This window comes from Sphingomonas sp., assembly GCF_025353885.1.
Taxonomy (GTDB): domain Bacteria; phylum Pseudomonadota; class Alphaproteobacteria; order Sphingomonadales; family Sphingomonadaceae; genus Sphingomonas_O.
This window is the reverse complement of the sequence record NZ_JANXNX010000005.1, coordinates 35,636-57,040: the sequence shown is the minus strand read 5'-3', so window position 1 is coordinate 57,040 and position 21,405 is coordinate 35,636. Positions and strand designations below refer to the sequence as shown.

Here is a 21,405-nt window from a genome sequence, read left to right as displayed (position 1 = left end):
TCGCAGCGGGGAAACGACGCTTGCCGCTCCCCGCCTGTACCTTACTTCCAGTTATTCATGGCATTTTCGAGGTTCTGGCGAATGGCCTCGAAGAATTGCTCGGTCGTCATCCAGGGCTGGTCTGGTCCGATTAGGATCGCCAGATCCTTGGTCATTCCACCTTGTTCAACGGTATAGATGCAGGCGCGCTCGAGCGTTTCGGCGAACTTGATTACATCGGGCGTATCGTCGAACTTTCCGCGATATTTAAGGCCACCTGTCCATGCGAAGATCGACGCGATTGGGTTGGTCGAGGTCGCCTTGCCCTCTTGGTACATGCGATAATGGCGCGTGACGGTGCCGTGCGCAGCTTCGGCCTCAACTGTCTTGCCGTCGGGGGTCAGCAGGACCGAGGTCATTAGCCCTAGCGAACCGAAGCCCTGTGCGACCTGGTCTGATTGCACGTCGCCGTCATAATTCTTGCAGGCCCAGACAAACTTACCCGACCATTTCAGTGCTGATGCGACCATGTCGTCAATCAGGCGATGCTCGTATACGATCTTGGCATCGGCAAATTGCGTTTTAAATTCCGCGTCAAAAACTTCCTGAAATAGGTCCTTGAAGCGGCCATCATAGGCCTTCAAGATCGTGTTTTTGGTCGACAGATACAGCGGCCAGCCGCGTCCGAGCGCGTAGTTCATGCTGGCGCGCGCAAAATCCCGGATCGAATCGTCGAGGTTATACATCGCAAGAGCAACGCCCGCTGACGGATACTGAAACACTTCCTCGTCGATCACCGTGCCATCGTCGCCCTCGAACACGAGCCGCAGCTTGCCGGGGCCGGGAACCAGGAAATCGGTCGCGCGATACTGGTCACCGAACGCGTGGCGACCGATGACGATGGGATCGGTCCAGCCCGGAATCAGCCGGGGCACATTCTTGATGACGATCGGTTCGCGAAATACGCAGCCACCGAGGATGTTGCGAATTGTGCCATTCGGCGACTTCCACATCTTTTTCAGGTTGAATTCGGCAACGCGCGCCTCGTCGGGTGTGATCGTCGCGCACTTGACCGCGACGCCATATTGCTTCGTTGCGTTGGCGCACTCCACGGTCACGCGATCGTCGGTAGCATCGCGGTTTTCGACAGCAAGATCGTAATATTTCAGGTCGATGTCGAGGTATGGCAGGATCAGGCGTTCGCGTATCCACTGCCAGATGATGCGCGTCATCTCGTCGCCGTCGATTTCGACGATGGGGTTTTTTACCTTGATCTTGTCCATAAGACGCGCGCTCCGTGGGGATGGAATTTGCGCCGTCGTTAGAGGCCAGTGCCCGGGCAATCAACCACGTGCATTGTCTTGACCGGTCGGCCTCTCTACAAAAGCGGACATGGCATCACAAATTCCCGGCTCGACCGGTTCGACACCTTCGGGCCAAACCCCGCAAATTAACGGCGTCAAATGGCGATTTCCCCCCGTTCATCCCGAGGGTCGCAAGTTTGCCGCCATCGCGGCGGGCATTACCTTCATTGCTTTTATCTGGGTTCACTGGCTGACTTGGCCACTGATCATCCTGACCGTGTGGGTGGCCGCGTTCTTCCGCGACCCTGTCAGAAGCATTCCGCAGGGCAGCGACCTCATCATCGCCCCGGCCGATGGCCTGATCACGCTGATCGAAACGGTTCCTGTTCCTCGGGAATTGAGTGGAGAGGGTGGCCTCGGCGATTTACCCGTTACGCGCGTGTCTATTTTCATGAGTGTATTCGACGTTCACATCAATCGCACGCCGATTTCGGGCACGGTCACCCGCGTGGTTTATATCGCGGGCAAATTCCTGAACGCCGACTTGGACAAGGCGAGCGAGGAAAATGAGCGCCAGCATCTGCTGGTCGAACGGAGCGACGGCGTGCGTATCGGCTTTACCCAGATTGCCGGGCTGGTCGCACGGCGAATCATGCCGTTCGTCAAGCCCGGGGACATGGTTGCGGCGGGCCAGCGGATCGGACTTATCCGTTTCGGCAGCCGCGTTGATGTGTTCCTGCCCGCCGGTACCGCGCCTCGCGTAGTCCTTGGGCAGCGAAGCGTCGCAGGTGAGACCGTGCTTGCCGTGATCGGCAACGCCAGTCCGGCCAGCGGCATCAGCCAGTGACGTCGAGACGATGAAATCGACCTTGCCCGTCGGAGCGCGACGTGGGATTCCGCTTCGGGCGGTGGCCCCGAATGCCGTCACCGCGCTGGCGCTGTGTTCAGGATTGACAGCGGTACGTTTCGCGATCGCTGGCGAATGGGAACGGGCGCTCGCGGCGATCATTATTGCGGGTGTGCTCGATGGCCTCGATGGTCGCATCGCGAGGCTGCTGAAGGGCGAGAGCCGCTTCGGCGCCGAACTCGATTCGCTGTCCGATGTGATCGCGTTTGGCGTGGCGCCAGCACTGGTGACGTTCCTGTGGTCGCTGAATGCAGTGCCACGCTATGGTTGGATATTCGCGCTCGCCTACACCGTTTGCGCAGCGCTCCGACTCGCCCGGTTTAATGCGGCGATCGACAGTGCCGACCAACCACATAAATCGGCCGGGTTCCTGACCGGGATACCCGCACCGGCGGCGGCCGGGTTAGCGTTGCTTCCTATGTATCTTTGGTTGGTTACCGAATCGCATTGGTTTCGCGAACCCTATGTCGCCGGGCCGTGGCTTGCATTCGTGGCGTTCTTGATGATCTCAAACGTAGCGACCTTCAGTTGGGGCTCGCTGCGGCTGCGTCGACGGATCAGGCTCGAAGCGCTGGCCGGCATCGCAATCCTTTTCGGTGCGCTGCTGTCGGCACCATGGCCGACCCTGTCACTGATCTGCATCATCTATCTCGCACTCATCCCGATGGGGATGAAGAGCTATGCGAAAATCAGGCGGCAACGCGCAGTGGCTGCTCTTTAAAACGCATAGATTCGCGAAGCCGAACTGCCCTGCGGACATGCGGTTTTGATTGCACCATCGCAAACGTCGACTCGGCGGCTAACGCCGACAGAACGGCGGTCCCCGAACCGTAAAGCGTCGAAGCAATCACGAACATGGCCAGCGAAATGAGCCCCAGTGACGTGATGGCGGTGAGAAAAAGAACCATTATACCAACTCCTTAGTGCGGACGTAACAACCAGTGTTTTTCTTTCGTTCCATGTTCTTGTTATGTTCTGAACGGATCACTTGTCAACCGGTTAATGTCGGGCTACGGGGTCCGTCCATTCCACATGGGAAGCACCATACCGGTGTTCGGGCCGATGCCCGGATCATCGCTTCCCAGAGGTTAAACCGGGTTAAGGAGAACTGATTATGGCGGCACCAGTCGTCACGATGCACCAGCTATTAGATGCGGGCGCACACTTTGGACACCAGACGCACCGCTGGAATCCGAAGATGAAACCATACATCTTTGGCGACCGCAACGGCGTCCACATTCTGGATCTTTCGCAAACCGTGCCCTTGATGGCGCGTGCTCTGGATTTCGTTTCGCAGATTTCTGCAGGCGGCGGCAAGGTCCTGTTTGTCGGCACGAAGCGCCAGGCTCAGGAGCCGATCGCTGATGCTGCTCGGGCTTCGGGTCAGCATTTCGTCAACCACCGCTGGCTGGGCGGCATGCTGACCAACTGGAAGACGATTTCGGGTTCGATCAAGCGCTTTAAGGCTCTTGAGGAGCAGCTTTCGGGCGACACGACGGGGCTTACCAAGAAGGAAGTCCTTCAGCTTACCCGTGAGCGTGACAAGTTCGAGCTGTCGCTCGGCGGCATCCGCGACATGGGTGGCATCCCCGATGTCATGTTCGTGATCGACGCGAACAAGGAAGAACTAGCGATCAAGGAAGCCAACACGCTTGGTATTCCGGTGGTCGCGATCCTCGATTCGAATGTTTCGCCTGACGGCATCGCGTTCCCGATTCCAGCCAATGACGACGCAAGCCGGGCAATCCGTCTGTATTGCGATGCCATCGGCGCTGCCTCGACCCGCCATGGTCAGCAGAAGGGTATCGATTTCGGCGCAATGGCAGAGCCTCCGGTCGAGCCAGCCCTCGCCCAGCCGGAAGCCGCTCCCGTTATTGAAGCAGCCCCTGCCGAGGCACCGGCAACCGTCTAAGCCGTCACCGGATAGTCACAACGACGGGGCAGGGCGCGTAACAGCGCGCCCGCCCCGTCTGCACATCAAACAAAGGATTTAGGCATATGGCAGAGATCACAGCCGCCACCGTCAAGGAACTGCGCGAGATTTCGGGCGCGGGCATGATGGATTGCAAGAAGGCATTGAACGAAACCGACGGCAACATGGATGCCGCAGTCGACTGGCTGCGCACCAAGGGGCTGGCAACGGCGGCCAAGAAGGCCGGACGTGCCGCCTCCGAAGGCTTGGTCGGCGTGGCCGTCAGCGGCAATAAGGGGGCGGCTGTCGAGGTCAACTCCGAGACTGATTTTGTGGCAAAGAATGAGCAATTCCAGAACTTCGTCCGTTCGGCGACCGAACTTGCGCTGACTAATGGCACGATCGAAGCACTTGGTGCGGCGACGATGCCACAGGGCGGATCGGTGCAGGACGTGCTGACCGCCAACATTGCGACGATCGGTGAGAATCAGTCGCTGCGTCGTGTTGCCACCGTCTCGGTGAACGAGGGCGCGGTCGTGTCCTATGTGCACAACGCAGCGGCTCCCGGCCTGGGCAAGATCGGCGTGCTGGTTGCGCTCGAAGGCAATGCCGACAAGGCGAAGATCGAGGCGCTCGGCAAGCAGTTGGCGATGCATATCGCCGCCGCCAGCCCTTCTGCCCTTCACGAAGAAGGCCTTGATGCTGCCCTTGTCGATCGCGAGCGCGCAATCGCGATGGAAAAGGCAGCTGAGAGCGGCAAGCCAGCCAACATCATCGAAAAGATGGTCGAGGGCGCAATCGCCAAGTTCCGCAAGGAAAACGCGTTGTTGAGCCAGTTGTTTGTCATGGATAACAAGACCAAAATTTCCGACGTGGTGGCTGCGGCTGCCAAGGAGGCCGGCGGCAGCATCGCGCTGATCGACTATGTTCGCTTCCAGCTTGGCGAAGGCATTGAGAAGGTCGTCAGTGACTTTGCAGCAGAAGTTGCGGCGACTTCGGGCATCAAGCAGCCTGCCTAAAACAAGTTGCTCGAGCCGCGCCGCTTGGAATCGGCGCGCACCCAATCTAGGGTGCGCGCCGCCTGCCTCTGATTGAAAGCACCCCCGCGCGCCATGAGCCGCTCCAGCTACAAACGCATCTTGCTCAAACTGTCGGGCGAAGTCCTGATGGGGACGGGTCAGTTCGGCATCAATCCTGAGACGGTCTCGCGCCTTGCCCAAGAGGTCAAGTCGGCCAAGGATTCGGGGTTCGAGTTGTGTCTGGTCATCGGCGGCGGCAATATATTCCGCGGTGTCGCGGGCGCCGCTTCGGGCATGGATCGGACGGCCGCCGATTACATGGGCATGCTCGCGACGGTGATGAACGCGCTGGCGTTTCAGGATGCGCTCGAAAAGATCGGCGTCGATACCCGCGTCCAGTCGGCGATTCCGATGGCAACAGTATGCGAACCCTATATCAGGCGGCGCGCGATGCGGCACATGGAGAAGGGCCGCATTGTTATTTTCGCTGCTGGTACCGGCAATCCCTTTTTCACGACCGATACGGCTTCGGCATTGCGTGCTGCCGAAATGGGCTGTGACGCGCTGTTCAAGGGCACCAGTGTGGACGGCGTTTATGACGCCGATCCGAAAAAGGTTACGACGGCAAAACGCTACGAAGCATTGAGCTTTAACCGTGTCCTGTCGGATAATCTGAAGGTCATGGATGCCGCCGCGGTGGCGTTATGCCGCGACAATAATATTCCGATCGTGGTGTTCAACATCCGCGAGCAGGCTAATCTTGCGCTCGTATTGAGCGGGCAGGGCACGGCGACAATCGTCGGCAAAGAGGACAGTTGAATTATGGCCGCTTACGATAAGACCGACCTGGAACGCCGGATGCATGGTGCCGTCGAATCGCTGAAGGGTGATCTCGGTGGCCTGCGCACCGGCCGCGCTTCGGTCAACCTGCTCGATCCCGTCACCGTAACTGTTTATGGTGCAAACATGCCTCTCAACCAGATCGCCACCGTATCCGCGCCGGAATCGCGAATGTTGTCGGTGCAGGTCTGGGACAAGAGCAATGTCGGCCCGGTCGACAAGGCGATCCGTTCGGCAGGACTTGGGCTGAACCCGATCGTCGACGGCACGAACATTCGGCTGCCGATCCCCGATCTTACCGAGGAACGCCGCAAGGAGCTGGCCAAGCTGGCCGGGCAATATGCTGAAAAGGCGCGGATCGCCGTTCGCAACGTGCGCCGCGATGGCATGGATGCACTAAAGATCGACGAGAAAAAGAGCGTCATCAGCGAGGATGACCGCAAACGGCTGGAGACCGAAGTCCAGAAAATGACCGACGCTACAATTGCCGACATCGATGCGACATCGTCTGGCAAGGAAAAGGAAATCCTGGGCAAGTGAGCGCAGTGGGCGCCACGTCGATCGCAAAACCAAGCGCGAGCGGTCAGGCGCCGGGCAATCTGCGCCACATTGCGATCATCATGGACGGCAACGGGCGGTGGGCCAAGAAGCGGATGCTACCGCGCCTGGCCGGGCATCGCAAAGGGATCGAGGCGGTGCGCGCGGTCAGTCGGGCGGCGCGCGAAGAAGGAATCAGGATCCTGACGCTCTATGCTTTTTCCTCTGAGAACTGGCGACGGCCGGCAGAAGAAATCAGCGACCTGATGGGCTTGCTCCGTCACTTCATCCAGACTGACATTGATGAGCTGGACGATAATAATGTCCGGCTGCGTGTAATCGGCGACCACAATGCCTTTGCCCCCGATCTGGTGACCCTGATCGACGGTGCTGTGCAGCGGACTGCGGATAATACCGGATCGACGCTTGTCATCGGGCTGAACTACGGGGCGCAAGATGAAATCGTCCGGGCGGCGCGTAAGTTGGCGGGCCGCGATCCCGCCACCATTGATGCAGCGGCACTCGAAGCGGCGCTCGACACGGGGGATCTGCCGCCGGTGGATCTCCTGATCAGAACTTCGGGCGAGCAACGACTGTCCAATTTCATGCTGTGGCAAGCGGCTTATGCCGAATTGCTGTTCGTCGACACGCTTTGGCCCGATTTTGGCAAGGCGGCGCTGGCGGAAGCAATAGCGACGTTCAATCTCCGCGAACGGAGGTTCGGCGGGCTTTGAGCGACGCTGTTCCACCGGCAAAGTCCGATTTGTTGACGCGTACGCTTTCGGGTCTGGCCATGATTGCCGTTGCTTTCGCGGCGTTCTGGCTAGGCGGGTACTTTTTTCTTACGTTCGTTACCCTGATTGCAGTGGGAGTTCTGTGGGAGTGGTGGGGGCTTTCGCGCCGGATCGCCGCCAGGCGCATTGACCGGATCGTGTGGATGATTGCCGGGATCGTCTATGTCGGACTGTCGTGCGCGATGTTTGCAGCCTCCTATTTTATGGGCGAACAGGCGCTGCTGCCTGCGGTGTTCGCCGTTCTGCTGGTCGCTGCCACCGACATTGGCGCATATTTCGTAGGACGCACGGTTGGCGGGCCGAAGCTGTGGCCCCGCATCAGCCCTAACAAGACCTGGTCGGGGTTGGGCGGCGGAATGATCGCCTCCGCTGGCGTTACCTTGTTGCTGGCCCCATCAAACCCGGCCAACGGTATGCTTTACCTGGTCTTTTTCGGTTGCGTCGTCGCCATTGTCGCACAGGCGGGCGATCTGTTTGAAAGTCGCATGAAACGGCTTGCTGGCGTCAAGGATTCAGGAAGTTTGATCCCTGGACACGGGGGATTGTTCGACCGGCTCGATGGGCTTCTTGCAGTCCAGTTTGCGCAGGCGCTGCTGATGATTTTTGCGCCTTTTCTGGTGCATCGCTGATGCAGAAATCGGTCTCCATATTGGGGGCGACAGGTTCGGTCGGACAGTCGACGCTGGACCTTGTGCTCAGAGCACCTGAGCGCTTTGAGGTGCTGGCACTGACGGCAAATCGTGACGTCACGGGACTTGCGAAAGCGGCGCGCGCGACGCGGGCTAAGCTCGCAGTTATTGCCGATCCTTTGTTGCATGGCGAACTGACGGAGGCGCTTACTGGAACGACGACCGAGATCGCCAGCGGACCCGACGCTATAACCGAAGCTGCCACGCGTGGAGCGGATTGGACGATGGCGGCGATCGTCGGGTGTGCAGGACTGCCTTCGACCATGGCGGCGCTAAAATGTGGACGGACCGTGGCCTTTGCTAACAAGGAGTCACTGGTCTCGGCGGGCCCCTTGATGATTCGGGCGGCACACGACAGTGCTGCTGTACTCCTGCCCGTAGACTCGGAACATAACGCCATATTTCAGTGCCTTGCGGGCGATACTGCAAAGTCTGTGAGGAAAATAATCTTGACGGCCAGCGGTGGGCCGTTCCGAACTTCGTCATTGGCGGAAATGGCAAGCGCGACTCCCGAAACCGCCGTGAAGCATCCAAACTGGTCAATGGGGGCCAAGATTTCGATCGATTCGGCGACGATGATGAACAAAGGCCTCGAACTGATCGAGGCGCATTATCTGTTCGCGATCGAAAGCGCACGCCTCGGGGTCGTCTTTCACCCGCAATCGGTCGTTCATTCGATGGTCGAGTATATCGACGGGTCGGTGCTTGCGCAGATGGGATCGCCCGACATGCGCATTCCAATCGCTTCGACGCTGGCGTGGCCAGACCGCATGGCAACCGGGGCGGAGCCGCTTGATCTGGCAGCGATCGGCAGACTTGATTTCGAAGAGCCCGACCTGGAACGCTTCCCCGCGCTGACGTTGGCGCGTGATGCGCTGGAGGCAGGTGGCGCACGCCCGGCCGTGCTCAACGCAGCAAACGAGATTGCAGTGGCGGCGTTTCTGGCGCGGCGCGTCGGGTTCCTGACGATTGCCGATGTTGTGAAGGCAGTGCTGGAGCGCTATGACCCAGCAAATCCTGCGACGATCGAAGACGTGCTGGCAATTGATGCCGAGGCCCGCCGCGTTGCCGAAACCGTCATGAGAGGCCTGACCGCTTGATTCAAACCCCCGGCATACTTTGGTCGATCCTGTTCTTTGCGCTCGCGATTGCGCCGCTCATCTTCATTCACGAGATGGGCCATTATCTGGTCGGCCGCTGGTTTGGGGTGAAGGCCGAGGTCTTTTCGATCGGTTTTGGCAAACCGATTGCGGCGTGGAGCGACGTTCGCGGCGCGCGCTGGCAGGTCGGTTGGATGCCACTGGGGGGGTATGTCCGCTTTGCAGGTGATATGACGGCCGCGAGCGAGCCGTCGGCCGAATGGCTGTCGCTGCCACCCGAAGAACGCAATCGCACGTTCCAGTCAAAACCGGTCTGGCAACGGGCGTTAATTGTCCTTGCGGGGCCGGCGACAAATTTTTTGTTCGCCATTATCGTCTTTGTCGGCCTGTTTAGTTTCTATGGCGAACCCCGCGTCGATCCGGTGGTCGGCGCCGTCGTCCCGGGATCGGCGGCGGCACGGGCGGACTTGCGACCGGGTGATCGCATCCTCGCGATCGATGGGAACGTCATCTCCCGGTACGACCAGATTGCGATGATCGTTCAGGTGCGCGCAAACAGGCCCACGCTGTTTTTAATTGAGCGTGGTGCCTCCGCGATCAATTTGTCGGTGACGCCGGAAGCGCAAAAGGTCGACAACCCCGGCGGCGAGCCTGTGATGCTGGGTCGCGTCGGCATCATGTCCGGCCCGATCCGGATGGTTAAGCTACAGCCTTGGGAACTGCCCGGCTCGGCGGTCAACTTCACCGGTCAGGCGGTCGGTGGCATGATCACTGGCCTGAGGCAGATTATTATTGGCGAACGTTCGGTCAATGAACTGGGTGGTCCTGTAAAGATGGCACGCATCTCCGGGCAGGTCGCTATGGGCACGCCGATCCAGTTCCTGTTCTTTATGACGATGATTTCGATTAATCTGGGATTCATCAATTTGTTGCCAATTCCGACGCTCGATGGGGGGCACCTAATGTTCTATGCCGCGGAGGCGGTCAGGCGAAAGCCGGTGGGGTTGCGAGCGCAGGAATGGGCGTTTCGTTCGGGATTGGTCGTGTTGCTTGGGTTCATGTTGTTTGTGACAGTCAACGATCTTGGGCTGTGGAATCGTCTTGCCGGGTTGATTGGCTAGTGCGCATCGGGCAGGGCGATGCACCATTTTTATTTCTGAGCAAGGGCCGCACCGCGTGACAGCGAACAAGTCAGTTTTTCAAAACGGCCGTTATCTTTCCGTCCTGCTGGTGGGCACTATGCTTGGTGGCGCGCCGGCGCTTGCCCAGCGCAACCGCCCCGTACCCGCGACCAGTCTGCTATCGCCTGCGCCCCCAGCGCCCGCGCCCCTGACAGATGGAGGCATAATCAAATCGATCGCCGTAAGCGGCGCGCAACGGATCGAGCCTGAAACGGTCCGATCCTACGTCAAACTGCGCACGGGCGCTGCCTATACCCGCGAATCGCTCGACCAGGCTCTGCAGGACCTGTTCGCGACCGAGTTGTTCGCCGACGTCCAGATTCGCGACGAGAACGGCGCCCTGACGATCATCATCAAGGAAAATCCGGTAATCAACCGGATCGTCTTTGAGGGGAACAAGCGGATCAAGGAGGACAAGCTTTCCAAGGAGCTGAAACTCGCCCCGCGCCAGATCTTTACGCGTTCCAAGGTGCGCGCTGACATTGCCCGCATTATTGAGCTTTATCGTCGCCAAGGCCGTTTTGCCGCGACTGTCGAACCCAAGATGGTCTTGCTCGACCAGAACCGCGTCGATGTTGTGTACGAGGTTACAGAGGGGCCGAAGTCGAAGGTTCGCCAGATCAACATCATTGGCAACGCCAAGTTTTCCGATAACGAACTTCGCAGCGAAATGGTAACCAAGCGGTCTAGTCTGTCGCGCATCCTGTCGTCGAACACGACTTATGACCCCGACAAGCTGTCCTATGATCAAGGCAAGCTGCGCCAGTTCTACCTGACGAACGGTTATGCCGATTTCCGCGTCGTGTCTGCGGTTTCCGAACTGACCCCCGACAAGCGCGACTTCATCATTACCTACGTGGTTGAAGAGGGCGAACGCTATAAATTCGGCGATATCGATGTCGAAAGCGACATTCGCGATTTCAAGGCTGAAACCGTGAAGTCACTGCTGCCCATGAAGAAGGGTGAGTGGTACAACGCCAAGCTAGTCGAGGACACGGTCGACAACGTGACCAAGACTGCCGGACTGCTGGGCTATGCCTTTGCCCAGATTGATCCGCAGTTTAACCGTCAAAAAGATACGCGGACGATGAACATCACGTTCCGCGTCGCCGATGCACCGCGCGTTTACGTCGAGCGGATCGATGTCAACGGCAACACTCTGACGCAAGACAAGGTCATCCGCCGTGAATTTCGTCTGGCCGAGGGCGATGCCTTCAACAGCTTTTCGGTCAAAAGATCGGAAGATCGCATTAAGTCGCTGGGCTTTTTCCAGGAAAAGCTGGAAATTGCGCAATCGCAGGGGTCCGCCCCCGACCGCGTCATACTGCAAGCCAATGTCGAGGAAAAGTCGACCGGCGAGCTTCAGCTGTCGGCTGGTTTCTCGAGCCTTGAAAAATTCATCATCAATGCCTCTATCAAGCAACGCAATTTCCGCGGCAAGGGCCAGGAGTTGCGGGCGTCGGTCAACTATTCGACCTATTCGAAATCGGTCGAGCTTGGTTTTACCGAGCCATATTTGTTCGACAAGAACATTGCGCTGGGTGGCGACATTTTCCGGCGTGACTTTAATTCGTTCAATTACACGAACAACGGCGACCGCAACACGACCTATTCGCAGCTGACGACGGGGTTCCAGCTCCGCACGGGCGTGCCACTTACGGAATTCGTGTCGGCGGCGGGACGTTTCGGCGTGAGCTACGATCAGGTTACGCTTGATCGGAACACCTACTATATCGACGGTCAATGCAGTCCGTTGCTGGCTGGCCGATACCTTTGCGATGCGATCGGTAACCGGATCACGTCGTCGATCGGCTACAGCCTCGTGTTCGACAACTTGAACAACGGCATTCGCCCGACACGCGGTCAACGCGCTGTGTTTAGCCAGGATTTTGCCGGTCTCGGCGGCGATGTCCACTATCTTAAGACTCGGTTCGAGGCCACGAAATATTGGGATCTTGGGTCGAAATTCATCGCTTCGGCGAAGCTGGAGGGCGGCTACATCAAGTCGTTCGATTCCAGTTCGGACGCGGGAGTCGATCCCGTTCGCCTGACCGATCGCTTCTTTTTGGGTGAACCGCAGATTCGAGGTTTCGATATCCGCGGCGTCGGTCCACGGGTATTGCGGACGAGCTACACCCAAGATGCCACGGGCAAATACGTCCCGTCGTCTGACACGAATAACAACCAGACGGACGACGCACTGGGCGGGCGGGCCTATTATCTAGGTCGACTTGAGGTCGAAATTCCCCTTGGCTCCGGAGCAAAAGAACTTGGCCTACGGCCGTCGATATTCATGGACGCCGGCGCCGTATTTGGTGTGCGCAGGCCGAACCTGACAACCATCGCCAACACGTTCACCACCACGGTCAATGGAGTCAGCACAGTCGGGCCGCTGACAAGGCCAACTAAAGATTCTAATGGCAATCTGGTCTATATCGTCCCGATCGCGACGGGCGATCCAAATTCCGGCCTAGCGACCCTCTGTAAATTTGGATATTCGACTACATTGGCAGGATGTCCTACGACCGGATCAGTCAATGCGCAGTCCATCACCACCCTTGCCAATCCTTTCAACGAAACATTCCTCGGTGACACGCCGCGCCCTCGCGTTTCGATCGGTGTGGGCGTAAACTGGAACTCGCCGTTCGGCCCATTCCGTATCGATATTGCCAAGGCCTTGTTAAAGTCTCCGGGCGATCAGACTAAACTCTTCACATTCAACGTAGGAACCCAATTCTGATGAAAACAATGATCAAGGCAGCGCTTCTTGCTGCAACTCCATTTGCGTTCGCCGCAGGCGTGGTCCCCGTCGCTGTTGCACAGGCTGCCGGAAACGTTGGCGTGGCCGATGTTCAGGGTGCTGTGCAAAAGACGACCGCCTTCACGACGGCGATGACTCAGATGAAGACCACCTATGCGGCGCCAATCGCCGCGTTCGATGCGCGTTCAAAGGTTTTGCAGGCTCAGCTTCAGCCGCAAATTGTTGCTTTCCAGGCCGCCCAAAAGGCTCCCAACGCCAACCAGGCCGCGCTACAGACGCAGTACACGGCGATTCAGCAGAAGCAGCAGGCAGCCCAGGCTGAATTGCAGCGTCTGTCAGCCCCGATCGCTCGCGCCCAGGCTTATGTCGAAGAGCAGATCGGATCGAAGCTGGATGCCGCGATCAAGTCGGCAATGACAGCAAAGGGCGTTAGCCTTGTCGTCGCTCCACAAGCTGCGATCTCCTATGCACCATCGGTTGACCTGACCGATACGATCGTCGCCGAACTGAACAAGACCGTTCCGACCGCCAGTATTACGCCACCCGCGAACTGGACACCAGGTGCTCAGGGCGCGGCTGCCAACACCGCGGCACCACAAGGTCGCTGACTTGAGCATAGACATTCGGGGGGTGATGGCGGCACTGCCTCATCGCTTCCCGATGTTGCTGGTGGATCGCGTCGAGGAACTCATCGTTGACGAGCGCATCGTTGCGATCAAAGCCGTGACGATAAACGAGCCCTTTTTCGCTGGTCATTTTCCCGGTCGGCCAATCATGCCCGGTGTCCTGATCGTGGAGGCATTGGCGCAGGCGGCCGGGATATTGGCAGTCGAATCACTTGGGCTCGCCGGCACTGGCAAGCTGGTTTATTTCATGGCAATCGACGGCGCGAAGTTTCGCAACCCGGTTGAGCCCGGTGTCCTGCTTCGGCTCGAGGCCAGCTTTGTTCAGAAACGTGCGTCGGTTTGCAAGTTCGCTGGGCGGGCACTGGTTGACGGCAAGCTGGTCGCCGAAGCGAATTTTACCGCGATGATTGCCGACTCCCCAAAATAGCTTTGGGGCATTGGTTCGGTTGCGGACTGCCGCGTCACCCGTTATGGGCCGCGCTTCCTTTCTGGCTGGTCGGAACCAGCCGCATTACATGAAAGCTATAGCTGTGAAAAAAGATCTGCATCCTGAATATCACACCATCAAGATCAAGATGACCGATGGCACGGAGTTCGAGACTCGCTCGACCTGGGGCAAAGAAGGCGATCTCATGACACTCGAGATCGATCCAACGTCGCATCCTGCCTGGACAGGTGGCAAGGGCGCAATGCTCGACGCCGGTGGTCAGGTTGCTCGCTTTAACAAGCGTTTCGGCGGACTTTCGCTCAAGAAATAACGCTGGCGATCCTGGGGGACGGTATTGGCTTTGGCCTGGAGTTCGAGTTGACCGTCCCTTTAGATCTGACAATGCGCAAACTGCCCAGCCGTATTCATCGCGCGATACTGGTGTCTGCGCTTTTGGGGGCGATCGGCGCTTGTTCAAAGCCCGAGAAAAAAGCACCCCCGACACCCGAGGCGGGGTTCGTGACGGCAAAGACCGAATCGGTCCCGCTAACGGTGGAACTGGCGGGACGCACCGCCGCTTATGAAACCTCCGAAGTGCGGCCACAGGTCTCGGGAATTGTCCGCGAACGTTTGTTTACCGAAGGCAAAATCGTTCGCGCCGGCCAGACGCTCTATCAGATCGACGCCAGTCTCTATCGCGCCGCCTCGGCACAGGCACAGGCAAACCTTCAGAACGCGAGTGCCGCGCGCGAAGCCGCGCAAGCTAAGGCCGACCGATATCGCCCACTCGCGAAGATCGAAGCGGTCAGCCAGCAGGACCTGACCGACGCGTCGGCAGCGGCGCGGCAGGCAGGCGCAGGGGTTGCTCAAACCCGGGCGGCACTGGACACCGCCAACATCAACTTGCGCTTTACCCGGATCGCTGCGCCTATAACGGGGCGGATCGGTCGGTCGCTGGTGACCCCCGGTGCTCTAGTGACGTCAGCCCAGGTCAGTCCAATGACGACGATCCAGCGGCTCGACCCCATGTTTGTCGACATTCAACAGTCAAGTGCCGACTTTCTGGCGCTGCGCCGCGCGCTGGCTTCGGGCGGGCTCGGCATGTCTTCAGCGGCGGTCAAGCTAACCCTGGAGGATGGCAGCGACTACGCACCGACGGGCACCGTGCAATTTGCCGAGGCGATGGTCGATGCCAATACCGGCAGCGTAACGCTGCGCGCGCGTTTTCCCAATTCCGACGGCCTGCTGTTGCCTGGCATGTATGTGCGAGCAAGGCTGGCGCAGGGCATCGCCCTATCCGCGATTCTGGTCCCTCAACAGGCAATTTCGCGCGATGCCAAGGGCGGCGCGACGTTGCTTCTGGTCGGCCCGAACAATAAGGCAGTGCAGCGGGCGGTTTCCGCCGATCGCGCAATCGGAAACAAATGGCTGGTCACCAAGGGGTTGAAGCCCGGCGATCGGGTGATCACGGAGGGTTTGATCCGCATCAAGCCGGGACAGGCGATCAAGCCCGTTCCCGCCGGGTCGAAACCCGCTCCGATTAAAAAACGCGCTGGGTCCTGATCGGGGTGCACGCTCGTCTATGCCTGGCATTGTTCGGTGCGACGGCACTCGCGGGATGCAGCCTCGAGCCAAAATATATCCGTCCCGCCCCTGCGGTACCGCTGAGCTGGCCGGTTGGCGACGCATATTTGCGGCATACTGAAGCCACCCTGCCGAGCATCACTTACAAAGACTTGTTCCGCGACCCTCGACTGCAGGCAATCATCGCGCGGGCGCTGGTCGACAATCAGAACATCGCCATTGCGCTTGCAAACGTCGCGTCGGCGCGCTCCCAGTATCGTGTCCAGCGCGCAGCGCTGCTCCCCGGCATCGACGCCTCCAGTCGCATCTCGACCGGAGTGTCCGGTTCTACGCAATCGGGCAACACAACCGGAACAGGCAACGCGGGAACCGGCACCTCGGGCTCGAGGGTCGATGCCAGGCGGACATCCTACACAGCAGACATCGGCATCTCCGCGTTCGAGATCGACTTGTTCGGTCGCGTTCGTAGCCTTTCGAAGGCAGCTCTGCAGGAATATCTGGCAACCGAAGCCGGGGTCCGCGCCGCGCGCCTGACGCTGGTTGCCGAGATTGCCAGCACCTATCTAACGTTTGCGACGGATCGAAGCTTGCTTGCCATTGCCCACGATACCCAGGTCAGCGCCTCGCGCAGTGTCGATCTGACTCTGGCGCGGCTGCGGGGGGGGATCGCGCCCCGCACCGACCTGCGCCAGGCCGAAACCGTGCTCGACCAAGCGCGTTCAGACGCGGCCAATCTTACCACCGTGGTAGCACAGGACCGCAATGCATTGGAGTTGCTGGTTGGCGGAACCATTGCCGATAGCGAGCTTCCACCCTCGATCGAGAGTGTCGACAGCTTGTTGAGCGAACTTCCCGCCGGTTTGGACTCGAAAATATTGCTTCGTCGGCCGGATGTGGTGGAGGCTGAATATCGACTGCGAGCAACCAACGCACGCATCGGCGCAGCGCGTGCGAATTTCTTTCCGACGGTCAGCCTGACAGCGCTTGCTGGATTTGCGAGCAGTGCGTTATCGTCGCTATTTACCGGCGGCGGGTTAAACTGGTCGGTGGCACCGGGGGTTTCCCTGCCCCTGTTCGACGGCGGCGCGAATCGGGGAAATCTCGCCTATGCGAATGCCCAGCGCGACCTCGCAGTCGCGCAATACCGACAGACCGTCCAGACGGCCTTTCGTGAAGTTGCCGATGCGCTTGCCCGGCGTGGCACCATCGGGCTTCAGACCCAAGCGCAGATCGACCTGGAAGCTGCAGCGCGGGACAGCGACATGCTTGCCGAGGCTCGATACAAGGAGGGGATTGACCCATTCCTCAGCCGTCTCGATACCCAACGGACGCTCTATTCGGCGCGGCGAGCACTGGCCTCGGCTCGCCTGCTGCGGGCGGACAATCTTGTGACTTTATACCGAGTGCTCGGCGGTGACATGCTGATCGATGGCGAACCGCCCCCGACGATGCCGGCAGCACCGGTCAAAGCAGGGGACTGACCAGCCGTGCGATGTTCTCGCCAACTTTGTGAAGGGCGGGGCGACGCCGCCAGCGTGCGGCGTCGACAAGATCGCTGTTATAGAGGTAATCCTGCTGGATCGCCCACAGCGGAGCGACTGCGTCGACTCCGTAAAGCACCAGACTGACCTCTTCATTCAACTGGAACGAACGGATGTCGACGTTGCTGGAGCCGATAACAGCGACCGACCCATCGATGGTGACGTTTTTTGCATGAAGCAGATATTTGCGGAAACGATGGATGCGAACCCCGCTGTCGAGCAATTCCTGATAATAGGAGCGTTGCGCCATGTTCACTAGTTTCTGATCGGCAACTGCCGAAATGACGAGGTCGATAATAACACCGCGCAGGACGGCTGTCCGCATGGCGCTCAGCAAATCCTCGTCAGGTATCAGATAGGGCGTAGTGATCAGGACATGTCGCTCAGCCCGATGGATTTTCCAGACGAGGAACGTCTGGAACCCTTCGCACCGATAATCCGCACCGCTGGGCAAAAGTTGCGCTGTTACGGGACCGCTAACGGCGGGCAGGTCAACCCGGTCTTCCAGCATGACTTCGGTTTCCAGATACCAGTCGGCTAGGAACGCTCCGGTCATCTCGGCAACAATCGGGCCGGTAACGCGCGCGACGAGTTCGTGGTTGGTGACACCGGGACGGAAGTCTTTGGCGACAATATTTTGTGAACCGGCATAGCCAATTCGGCCATCAATCAGAAACAGCTTGCGATGATTGCGCATGTCTCGCCGCGTACGCCCGCGCAGAATGCGGAAGGGCAGGGCTTCGCGGATTTCAACACCCGCCGCCTGAAGCGCGATCCGTGTACCCTTAAGCCATTTATGGGAGCCCACGGGATCGACCAGGACGTGGCAGGCTACCCCTCTTGTTTTCGCTCGCCCGAGAGCACCAATCACCCGCATCCCGGCGGTGTCGTTGGCAAACAGGTATACAAGGATGCGGACGTGGCGCGTGGCCGCGTCGATATCGGCGACGAGCCGGTCAACGACCCCATCGTAATCGTCAATTAATTCGACGGTATTGCCACCGACCTTTGGCATCCCACCCACGCGCTGGACCAACGCAGCGCTTTCCTCAAACCCGTCGACCTGTCCGGCAGAAGCCAGCGTTTCGCGCAGTGATTGGTAAAAGCCGGACAGGTTGGCAAACCGCTCGGTGCGCCATTGTGGGAATTTAGGTCGTCCGATTGCCGCATAGAAAAGTGCGCCCGGCACCGGCAGGAAATAGACCAGCAGCAGCCAGCTGCGCGTTGCCCCGGCGGAACGACGAAACGGTACGACCAGCGTCATCCCGATCCGGATAATCCATTCCAGCACCAGATATCCGGTGCCAAGGTCGGGAAACAGGCGAACAAACATGCGTCACGATAGCCAAATCATGGAACCATGCCATCCCCCGACCATTTTGCCGGACAATTAGATTGCACTTCTCAAAATGCGGTGATTGCGTCACAGGCGTTATTTGAACTTTCAGGGGATAACTTCATGGCCAAAATGCTCGAACAGTTCACGGTCAAGCGTTCAAAGGACGGCTTCCTTCTTACGATCGAGGACGAGTCCGGATCGGTTACCAAGCTGATGGCCGACGAGGATCAGCTCGTCGAAATCGTCGACGAAATCGAAAGTGCTCAGGAACTTGAAGAGGCCGACGGTGACGATGACGATGCCAGCGACGAGGATGAAGAATAACGCTTCGTTGCGAACAATTTGAGTATCATAACGAAACTTTCGCATCCGGCGTGAGGCCGGGCTCACCATGCTTGTTGCTCGACGGGAGAAACCGATGCCTACGACGCCGCCTGAAAAGCCCAACGCGAAGGTGCCGACAAAACGCGCTCCGTCACGCAAGCGGCCGGTGAATACCGCTGCCGCAAAGTCTCCGGAAAAGCCAAAAGCAGCACCAAAGGCCAGCGCGACGGTGCCTCCACCGGTGACGGCGGCCGACTTGACCATCACCCCTCTGGCTGCTCCGAAAATCGCTAAAATCGCGTCAGCAAAAACAGTAAAGGCTAAGGTGCCGACCCGGCGCCGGGCCGAGTCGAAATCTCGGACGCCCGTGAAAACTCGGGCCGCTCCAGATGCAAAGCCGACGGCCGCAGTGAAGCCGACCGCGAAGCAAGTGGCTGCGGTGGCGGCCGGAACGGGCGGGCTGCTGGCCGCGATCGGCACTGCAATATTCCTGTGGCGCGCGAGCAAGGCCGACCAGCCCGACTACAAGCTCATCGAACGCGACGGCGATTTTGAAATTCGTGAATATCCAGCCCAAGTGACCGCCGCAACCGAGGCCCGCGGCCCTCGTGATGCCGCACTAAAACGCGGCTTTACCATTCTGGCGGACTACATCTTCGCCAAATCGCGTAACGGGGAAAAGATCGCCATGATGGCCCCCGTGCTGGCGGATGGCAGCAGTAAGTCCGGTTGGCGGACGCGCTTCATCATGCCCGTCGGCAAGGCGCGGGCCGACCTGCCTGCAGCACCCGCCGGGATTACAGTCGCGAATGAACCTCCACGCCGGGTCGCTGCCGTCCGCTTTCCCGGGCGAGCGGGTGACGCCGATCTTGCAGCCAAAGAAGGAGCGCTGCGGTCTTGGCTTCAGCTGAAAGCGTTTCCAAGCGAGGGATTGGCCGAACACGCTTTCTACAATTCGCCCGTTATGCCCGGCCCCCTGCGCCGCAATGAGGTATTGATCACGCTTAGCACTCGTTGATTACCCGAGGGCAGCGCAACGACCTGATCCGAGGCAGCGTGCATGGCTTCTACGCAGGAATGTGGGTCAACCGACTACCAGAGCGGTCACCGACATATTTGCGGTATTATGTAGCAGTTGCACCAAGGCGATGACGCAGGCCACCTTTCCTAGTGGCAAACACATCGCAGAAGGTGGCAAAGCTGCATTCTACCGCTCCATAAAGGAGCTTTAGAGTGGAATTTCTTGACGTTTTAAATGCTCGTCCCTCATACAGCGAAGCTATGGGGGAAACGGGCGCACATATTCGTATCAAGTTGGACACGCATGACCCGGTCGCGCTGTCGGACTTCATTGGCAATTTTGTCGGAATTGGGTCGCAATTCGAAAAGTACGTTGCGGAACACTACCCGCAACTAAAAACGGACAGCGAATTTTTCGTCAAGGAGGTACGAGCCGGATGCATCGAGGCTGATCTGATCGCATGGGCCGTTTCAACGGTGACGTCGCTACCCGGCATCAACATCATCGACACCATAGACAAAGGGCAAATTCTTACGAAGTTCGTCGGCGATCTTGGCGGAAGGCTTCGAAAGTATTTTGTGCCGGGTGGTCGCGACGTAAAGGCAACCAAATCTGATTTGGCAGATTACCATAAGGCTCTGGCAGCTATCGCGCGCGATCCTAACGCAGGCGGCTTGATAGAGGCGGCTGTTTTTGAAACGGATGGCAGGAACGTTCGAAGCGCTTTTAAATTTACTGCCTTGGAAGCTAGAGAGGGTGAACGGCAAATCGCCGCGCACCGGATAGAATTGGAAACGACAACGGGCGAAAACCAAGACCGGGTTTTACTGAAGTTTGTTCGTCCGAGCATCGAGGCGGCTAAGCCCGGCAAAAAAGACGGCGAACGCGCTATTGTCGCGAGCATGCGTGAGCGTGGCGGACGGTCATTGCCGTTCCTGTGCCGCGTTGAAGGCGATGCAGTGCCTATCGTTCGTGACCGGGTTGGAACGCTGGCAACGATCTATGCCGACGAAGGCACTGGTTGGGACGCGCTTCACGCCGGTTGGGATACGCACCGCGTCAATCATTCGGTTACATTCATGGACAAGGGCGTCTGCACCAATCAGGCAGAGAGCTTCTTTAGCCGCCTTCGTCGGATGGAAGTCGGGACGCATCACTATATCGCAGGGCCATACCTACAAGCGTATGCTGGTGAAGCTGCATGGCGTGAAGATCACCGCCGCGCCCCCAATGGCGAACAGGCTTCGCGGGTTGCGAGCGCAGCCCTGACTTGCGGACAGTCACGCAAATGGGCTGGGTATTGGCAGCGGGCGACATAGATGCTAAATAACCCATATGGAGATGCATTGGTCGGATTGCGCTATTTACAACGGGCCAGCCTCTCACGCTGGCCCGTGCAATTGCGGACAGTTAAATTTGGCTGATTATCCTACTCATTCCTCGATCGCCGCGCCTGTACCCCTGCCGGGGAGTTTGGGCGCGCTCCGCAATGACCTCCATCGCGAAGGACTTGTCGATGG

At 58.9% G+C, this 21,405-nt stretch carries 22 protein-coding genes; 18 read left to right on the top strand and 4 right to left on the bottom strand.

What is annotated here, in order from left to right; translation table 11 throughout:
- Positions 1 to 41: 41 nt before the first annotated feature.
- Positions 42 to 1,262 carry an NADP-dependent isocitrate dehydrogenase gene (locus tag Q0R02_RS00545; protein ID WP_293879875.1) on the bottom strand — a complete coding sequence of 407 codons (1,221 nt, stop codon included), beginning with the start codon at positions 1,260 to 1,262 and terminating at the stop codon, positions 42 to 44.
- Between the two features lie 109 nt (positions 1,263 to 1,371).
- On the opposite strand from Q0R02_RS00545, the gene Q0R02_RS00540 reads away from it, so the two are divergent.
- Both Q0R02_RS00540 and Q0R02_RS00535 read left to right on the top strand, forming a co-directional pair.
- Positions 1,372 to 2,130 (top strand): phosphatidylserine decarboxylase, encoded by a 759-nt coding sequence (locus Q0R02_RS00540; RefSeq protein WP_293879874.1) that lies wholly within the window; start codon positions 1,372 to 1,374, stop codon positions 2,128 to 2,130.
- Positions 2,131 to 2,140: 10 nt separating this feature from the next.
- Entirely contained in the window at positions 2,141 to 2,911 is a 771-nt protein-coding gene (locus Q0R02_RS00535; protein ID WP_293879873.1) for a phosphatidylcholine/phosphatidylserine synthase, read from the top strand.
- On the opposite strand, the gene Q0R02_RS00530 is transcribed toward Q0R02_RS00535, so the two are convergent.
- Entirely contained in the window at positions 2,880 to 3,098 is a 219-nt protein-coding gene (locus Q0R02_RS00530; RefSeq protein ID WP_293879872.1) for a hypothetical protein, read from the bottom strand. The genes Q0R02_RS00535 and Q0R02_RS00530 overlap by 32 nt on opposite strands.
- Positions 3,099 to 3,304: 206 nt before the next feature.
- On the opposite strand from Q0R02_RS00530, the gene rpsB reads away from it, so the two are divergent.
- The 14 genes from rpsB (at position 3,305) to Q0R02_RS00460 (ending at position 17,141) form a co-directional block, all read left to right on the top strand.
- Positions 3,305 to 4,102 (top strand): 30S ribosomal protein S2, encoded by a 798-nt coding sequence (gene rpsB, locus Q0R02_RS00525; protein ID WP_293879870.1) that lies wholly within the window; start codon positions 3,305 to 3,307, stop codon positions 4,100 to 4,102.
- Between the two features lie 86 nt (positions 4,103 to 4,188).
- Entirely contained in the window at positions 4,189 to 5,121 is a 933-nt protein-coding gene (gene tsf, locus Q0R02_RS00520) for a translation elongation factor Ts (RefSeq protein WP_293879868.1), read from the top strand.
- Between the two features lie 93 nt (positions 5,122 to 5,214).
- Positions 5,215 to 5,940: a UMP kinase gene (gene pyrH, locus Q0R02_RS00515; RefSeq protein ID WP_293879866.1), complete on the top strand. Its 726-nt coding sequence runs from the start codon at positions 5,215 to 5,217 to the stop codon at positions 5,938 to 5,940.
- A gap of 3 nt (positions 5,941 to 5,943) precedes the next feature.
- On the top strand, positions 5,944 to 6,501 hold the full coding sequence (gene frr, locus Q0R02_RS00510) for a ribosome recycling factor (RefSeq protein WP_293879864.1): 558 nt from the start codon (positions 5,944 to 5,946) through the stop codon (positions 6,499 to 6,501).
- A 5-nt stretch (positions 6,502 to 6,506) separates the two neighbouring features.
- Complete coding sequence (locus tag Q0R02_RS00505; RefSeq protein WP_293879963.1) at positions 6,507 to 7,232, top strand: isoprenyl transferase; 726 nt, start codon at positions 6,507 to 6,509, stop codon at positions 7,230 to 7,232.
- A complete protein-coding gene (locus Q0R02_RS00500; RefSeq protein WP_293879862.1) occupies positions 7,229 to 7,921 on the top strand; it encodes a phosphatidate cytidylyltransferase in 693 nt (230 codons plus the stop codon). The genes Q0R02_RS00505 and Q0R02_RS00500 overlap by 4 nt, the downstream gene beginning before the upstream one ends.
- Positions 7,921 to 9,081 (top strand): 1-deoxy-D-xylulose-5-phosphate reductoisomerase, encoded by a 1,161-nt coding sequence (locus tag Q0R02_RS00495; RefSeq protein ID WP_293879860.1) that lies wholly within the window; start codon positions 7,921 to 7,923, stop codon positions 9,079 to 9,081. The genes Q0R02_RS00500 and Q0R02_RS00495 overlap by 1 nt, the downstream gene beginning before the upstream one ends.
- Positions 9,078 to 10,202: an RIP metalloprotease gene (locus tag Q0R02_RS00490; protein ID WP_293879858.1), complete on the top strand. Its 1,125-nt coding sequence runs from the start codon at positions 9,078 to 9,080 to the stop codon at positions 10,200 to 10,202. The genes Q0R02_RS00495 and Q0R02_RS00490 overlap by 4 nt, the downstream gene beginning before the upstream one ends.
- A 118-nt stretch (positions 10,203 to 10,320) precedes the next feature.
- Complete coding sequence (gene bamA, locus Q0R02_RS00485) at positions 10,321 to 13,002, top strand: outer membrane protein assembly factor BamA (protein ID WP_293879961.1); 2,682 nt, start codon at positions 10,321 to 10,323, stop codon at positions 13,000 to 13,002.
- Complete coding sequence (locus tag Q0R02_RS00480) at positions 13,002 to 13,631, top strand: OmpH family outer membrane protein (RefSeq protein WP_293879856.1); 630 nt, start codon at positions 13,002 to 13,004, stop codon at positions 13,629 to 13,631. Before bamA ends, Q0R02_RS00480 begins: the two co-directional genes overlap by 1 nt.
- Before the next feature lie 7 nt (positions 13,632 to 13,638).
- Positions 13,639 to 14,076, top strand: a complete 438-nt coding sequence (fabZ, locus tag Q0R02_RS00475) for a 3-hydroxyacyl-ACP dehydratase FabZ (RefSeq protein ID WP_293879959.1) — start codon at positions 13,639 to 13,641, stop codon at positions 14,074 to 14,076.
- Positions 14,077 to 14,179: 103 nt separating this feature from the next.
- Entirely contained in the window at positions 14,180 to 14,407 is a 228-nt protein-coding gene (rpmE, locus tag Q0R02_RS00470; protein WP_293879854.1) for a 50S ribosomal protein L31, read from the top strand.
- Positions 14,408 to 14,478: 71 nt separating this feature from the next.
- Positions 14,479 to 15,639: an efflux RND transporter periplasmic adaptor subunit gene (locus Q0R02_RS00465; protein WP_293879853.1), complete on the top strand. Its 1,161-nt coding sequence runs from the start codon at positions 14,479 to 14,481 to the stop codon at positions 15,637 to 15,639.
- A 5-nt stretch (positions 15,640 to 15,644) separates the two neighbouring features.
- Positions 15,645 to 17,141, top strand: coding sequence for an efflux transporter outer membrane subunit (locus tag Q0R02_RS00460; protein WP_293879852.1), 1,497 nt, complete (start codon positions 15,645 to 15,647; stop codon positions 17,139 to 17,141).
- On the opposite strand, the gene cls is transcribed toward Q0R02_RS00460, so the two are convergent.
- Both cls and Q0R02_RS00450 read right to left on the bottom strand, forming a co-directional pair.
- Positions 17,125 to 18,534 (bottom strand): cardiolipin synthase, encoded by a 1,410-nt coding sequence (cls, locus tag Q0R02_RS00455; protein ID WP_293879851.1) that lies wholly within the window; start codon positions 18,532 to 18,534, stop codon positions 17,125 to 17,127. The two genes, Q0R02_RS00460 and cls, sit on opposite strands and share 17 nt — an antisense overlap.
- A 162-nt stretch (positions 18,535 to 18,696) precedes the next feature.
- Positions 18,697 to 19,344 (bottom strand): hypothetical protein, encoded by a 648-nt coding sequence (locus tag Q0R02_RS00450; protein WP_293879850.1) that lies wholly within the window; start codon positions 19,342 to 19,344, stop codon positions 18,697 to 18,699.
- On the opposite strand from Q0R02_RS00450, the gene Q0R02_RS00445 reads away from it, so the two are divergent.
- A complete protein-coding gene (locus tag Q0R02_RS00445) occupies positions 19,304 to 19,882 on the top strand; it encodes a heme-binding protein (protein ID WP_293879849.1) in 579 nt (192 codons plus the stop codon). The genes Q0R02_RS00450 and Q0R02_RS00445 overlap by 41 nt on opposite strands.
- A gap of 215 nt (positions 19,883 to 20,097) precedes the next feature.
- The gene (locus Q0R02_RS00440; RefSeq protein WP_293879847.1) at positions 20,098 to 21,204 is read left to right on the top strand and encodes a transposase; all 1,107 of its coding nucleotides are present in this window, start codon (positions 20,098 to 20,100) and stop codon (positions 21,202 to 21,204) included.
- Positions 21,205 to 21,405: the final 201 nt, after the last annotated feature.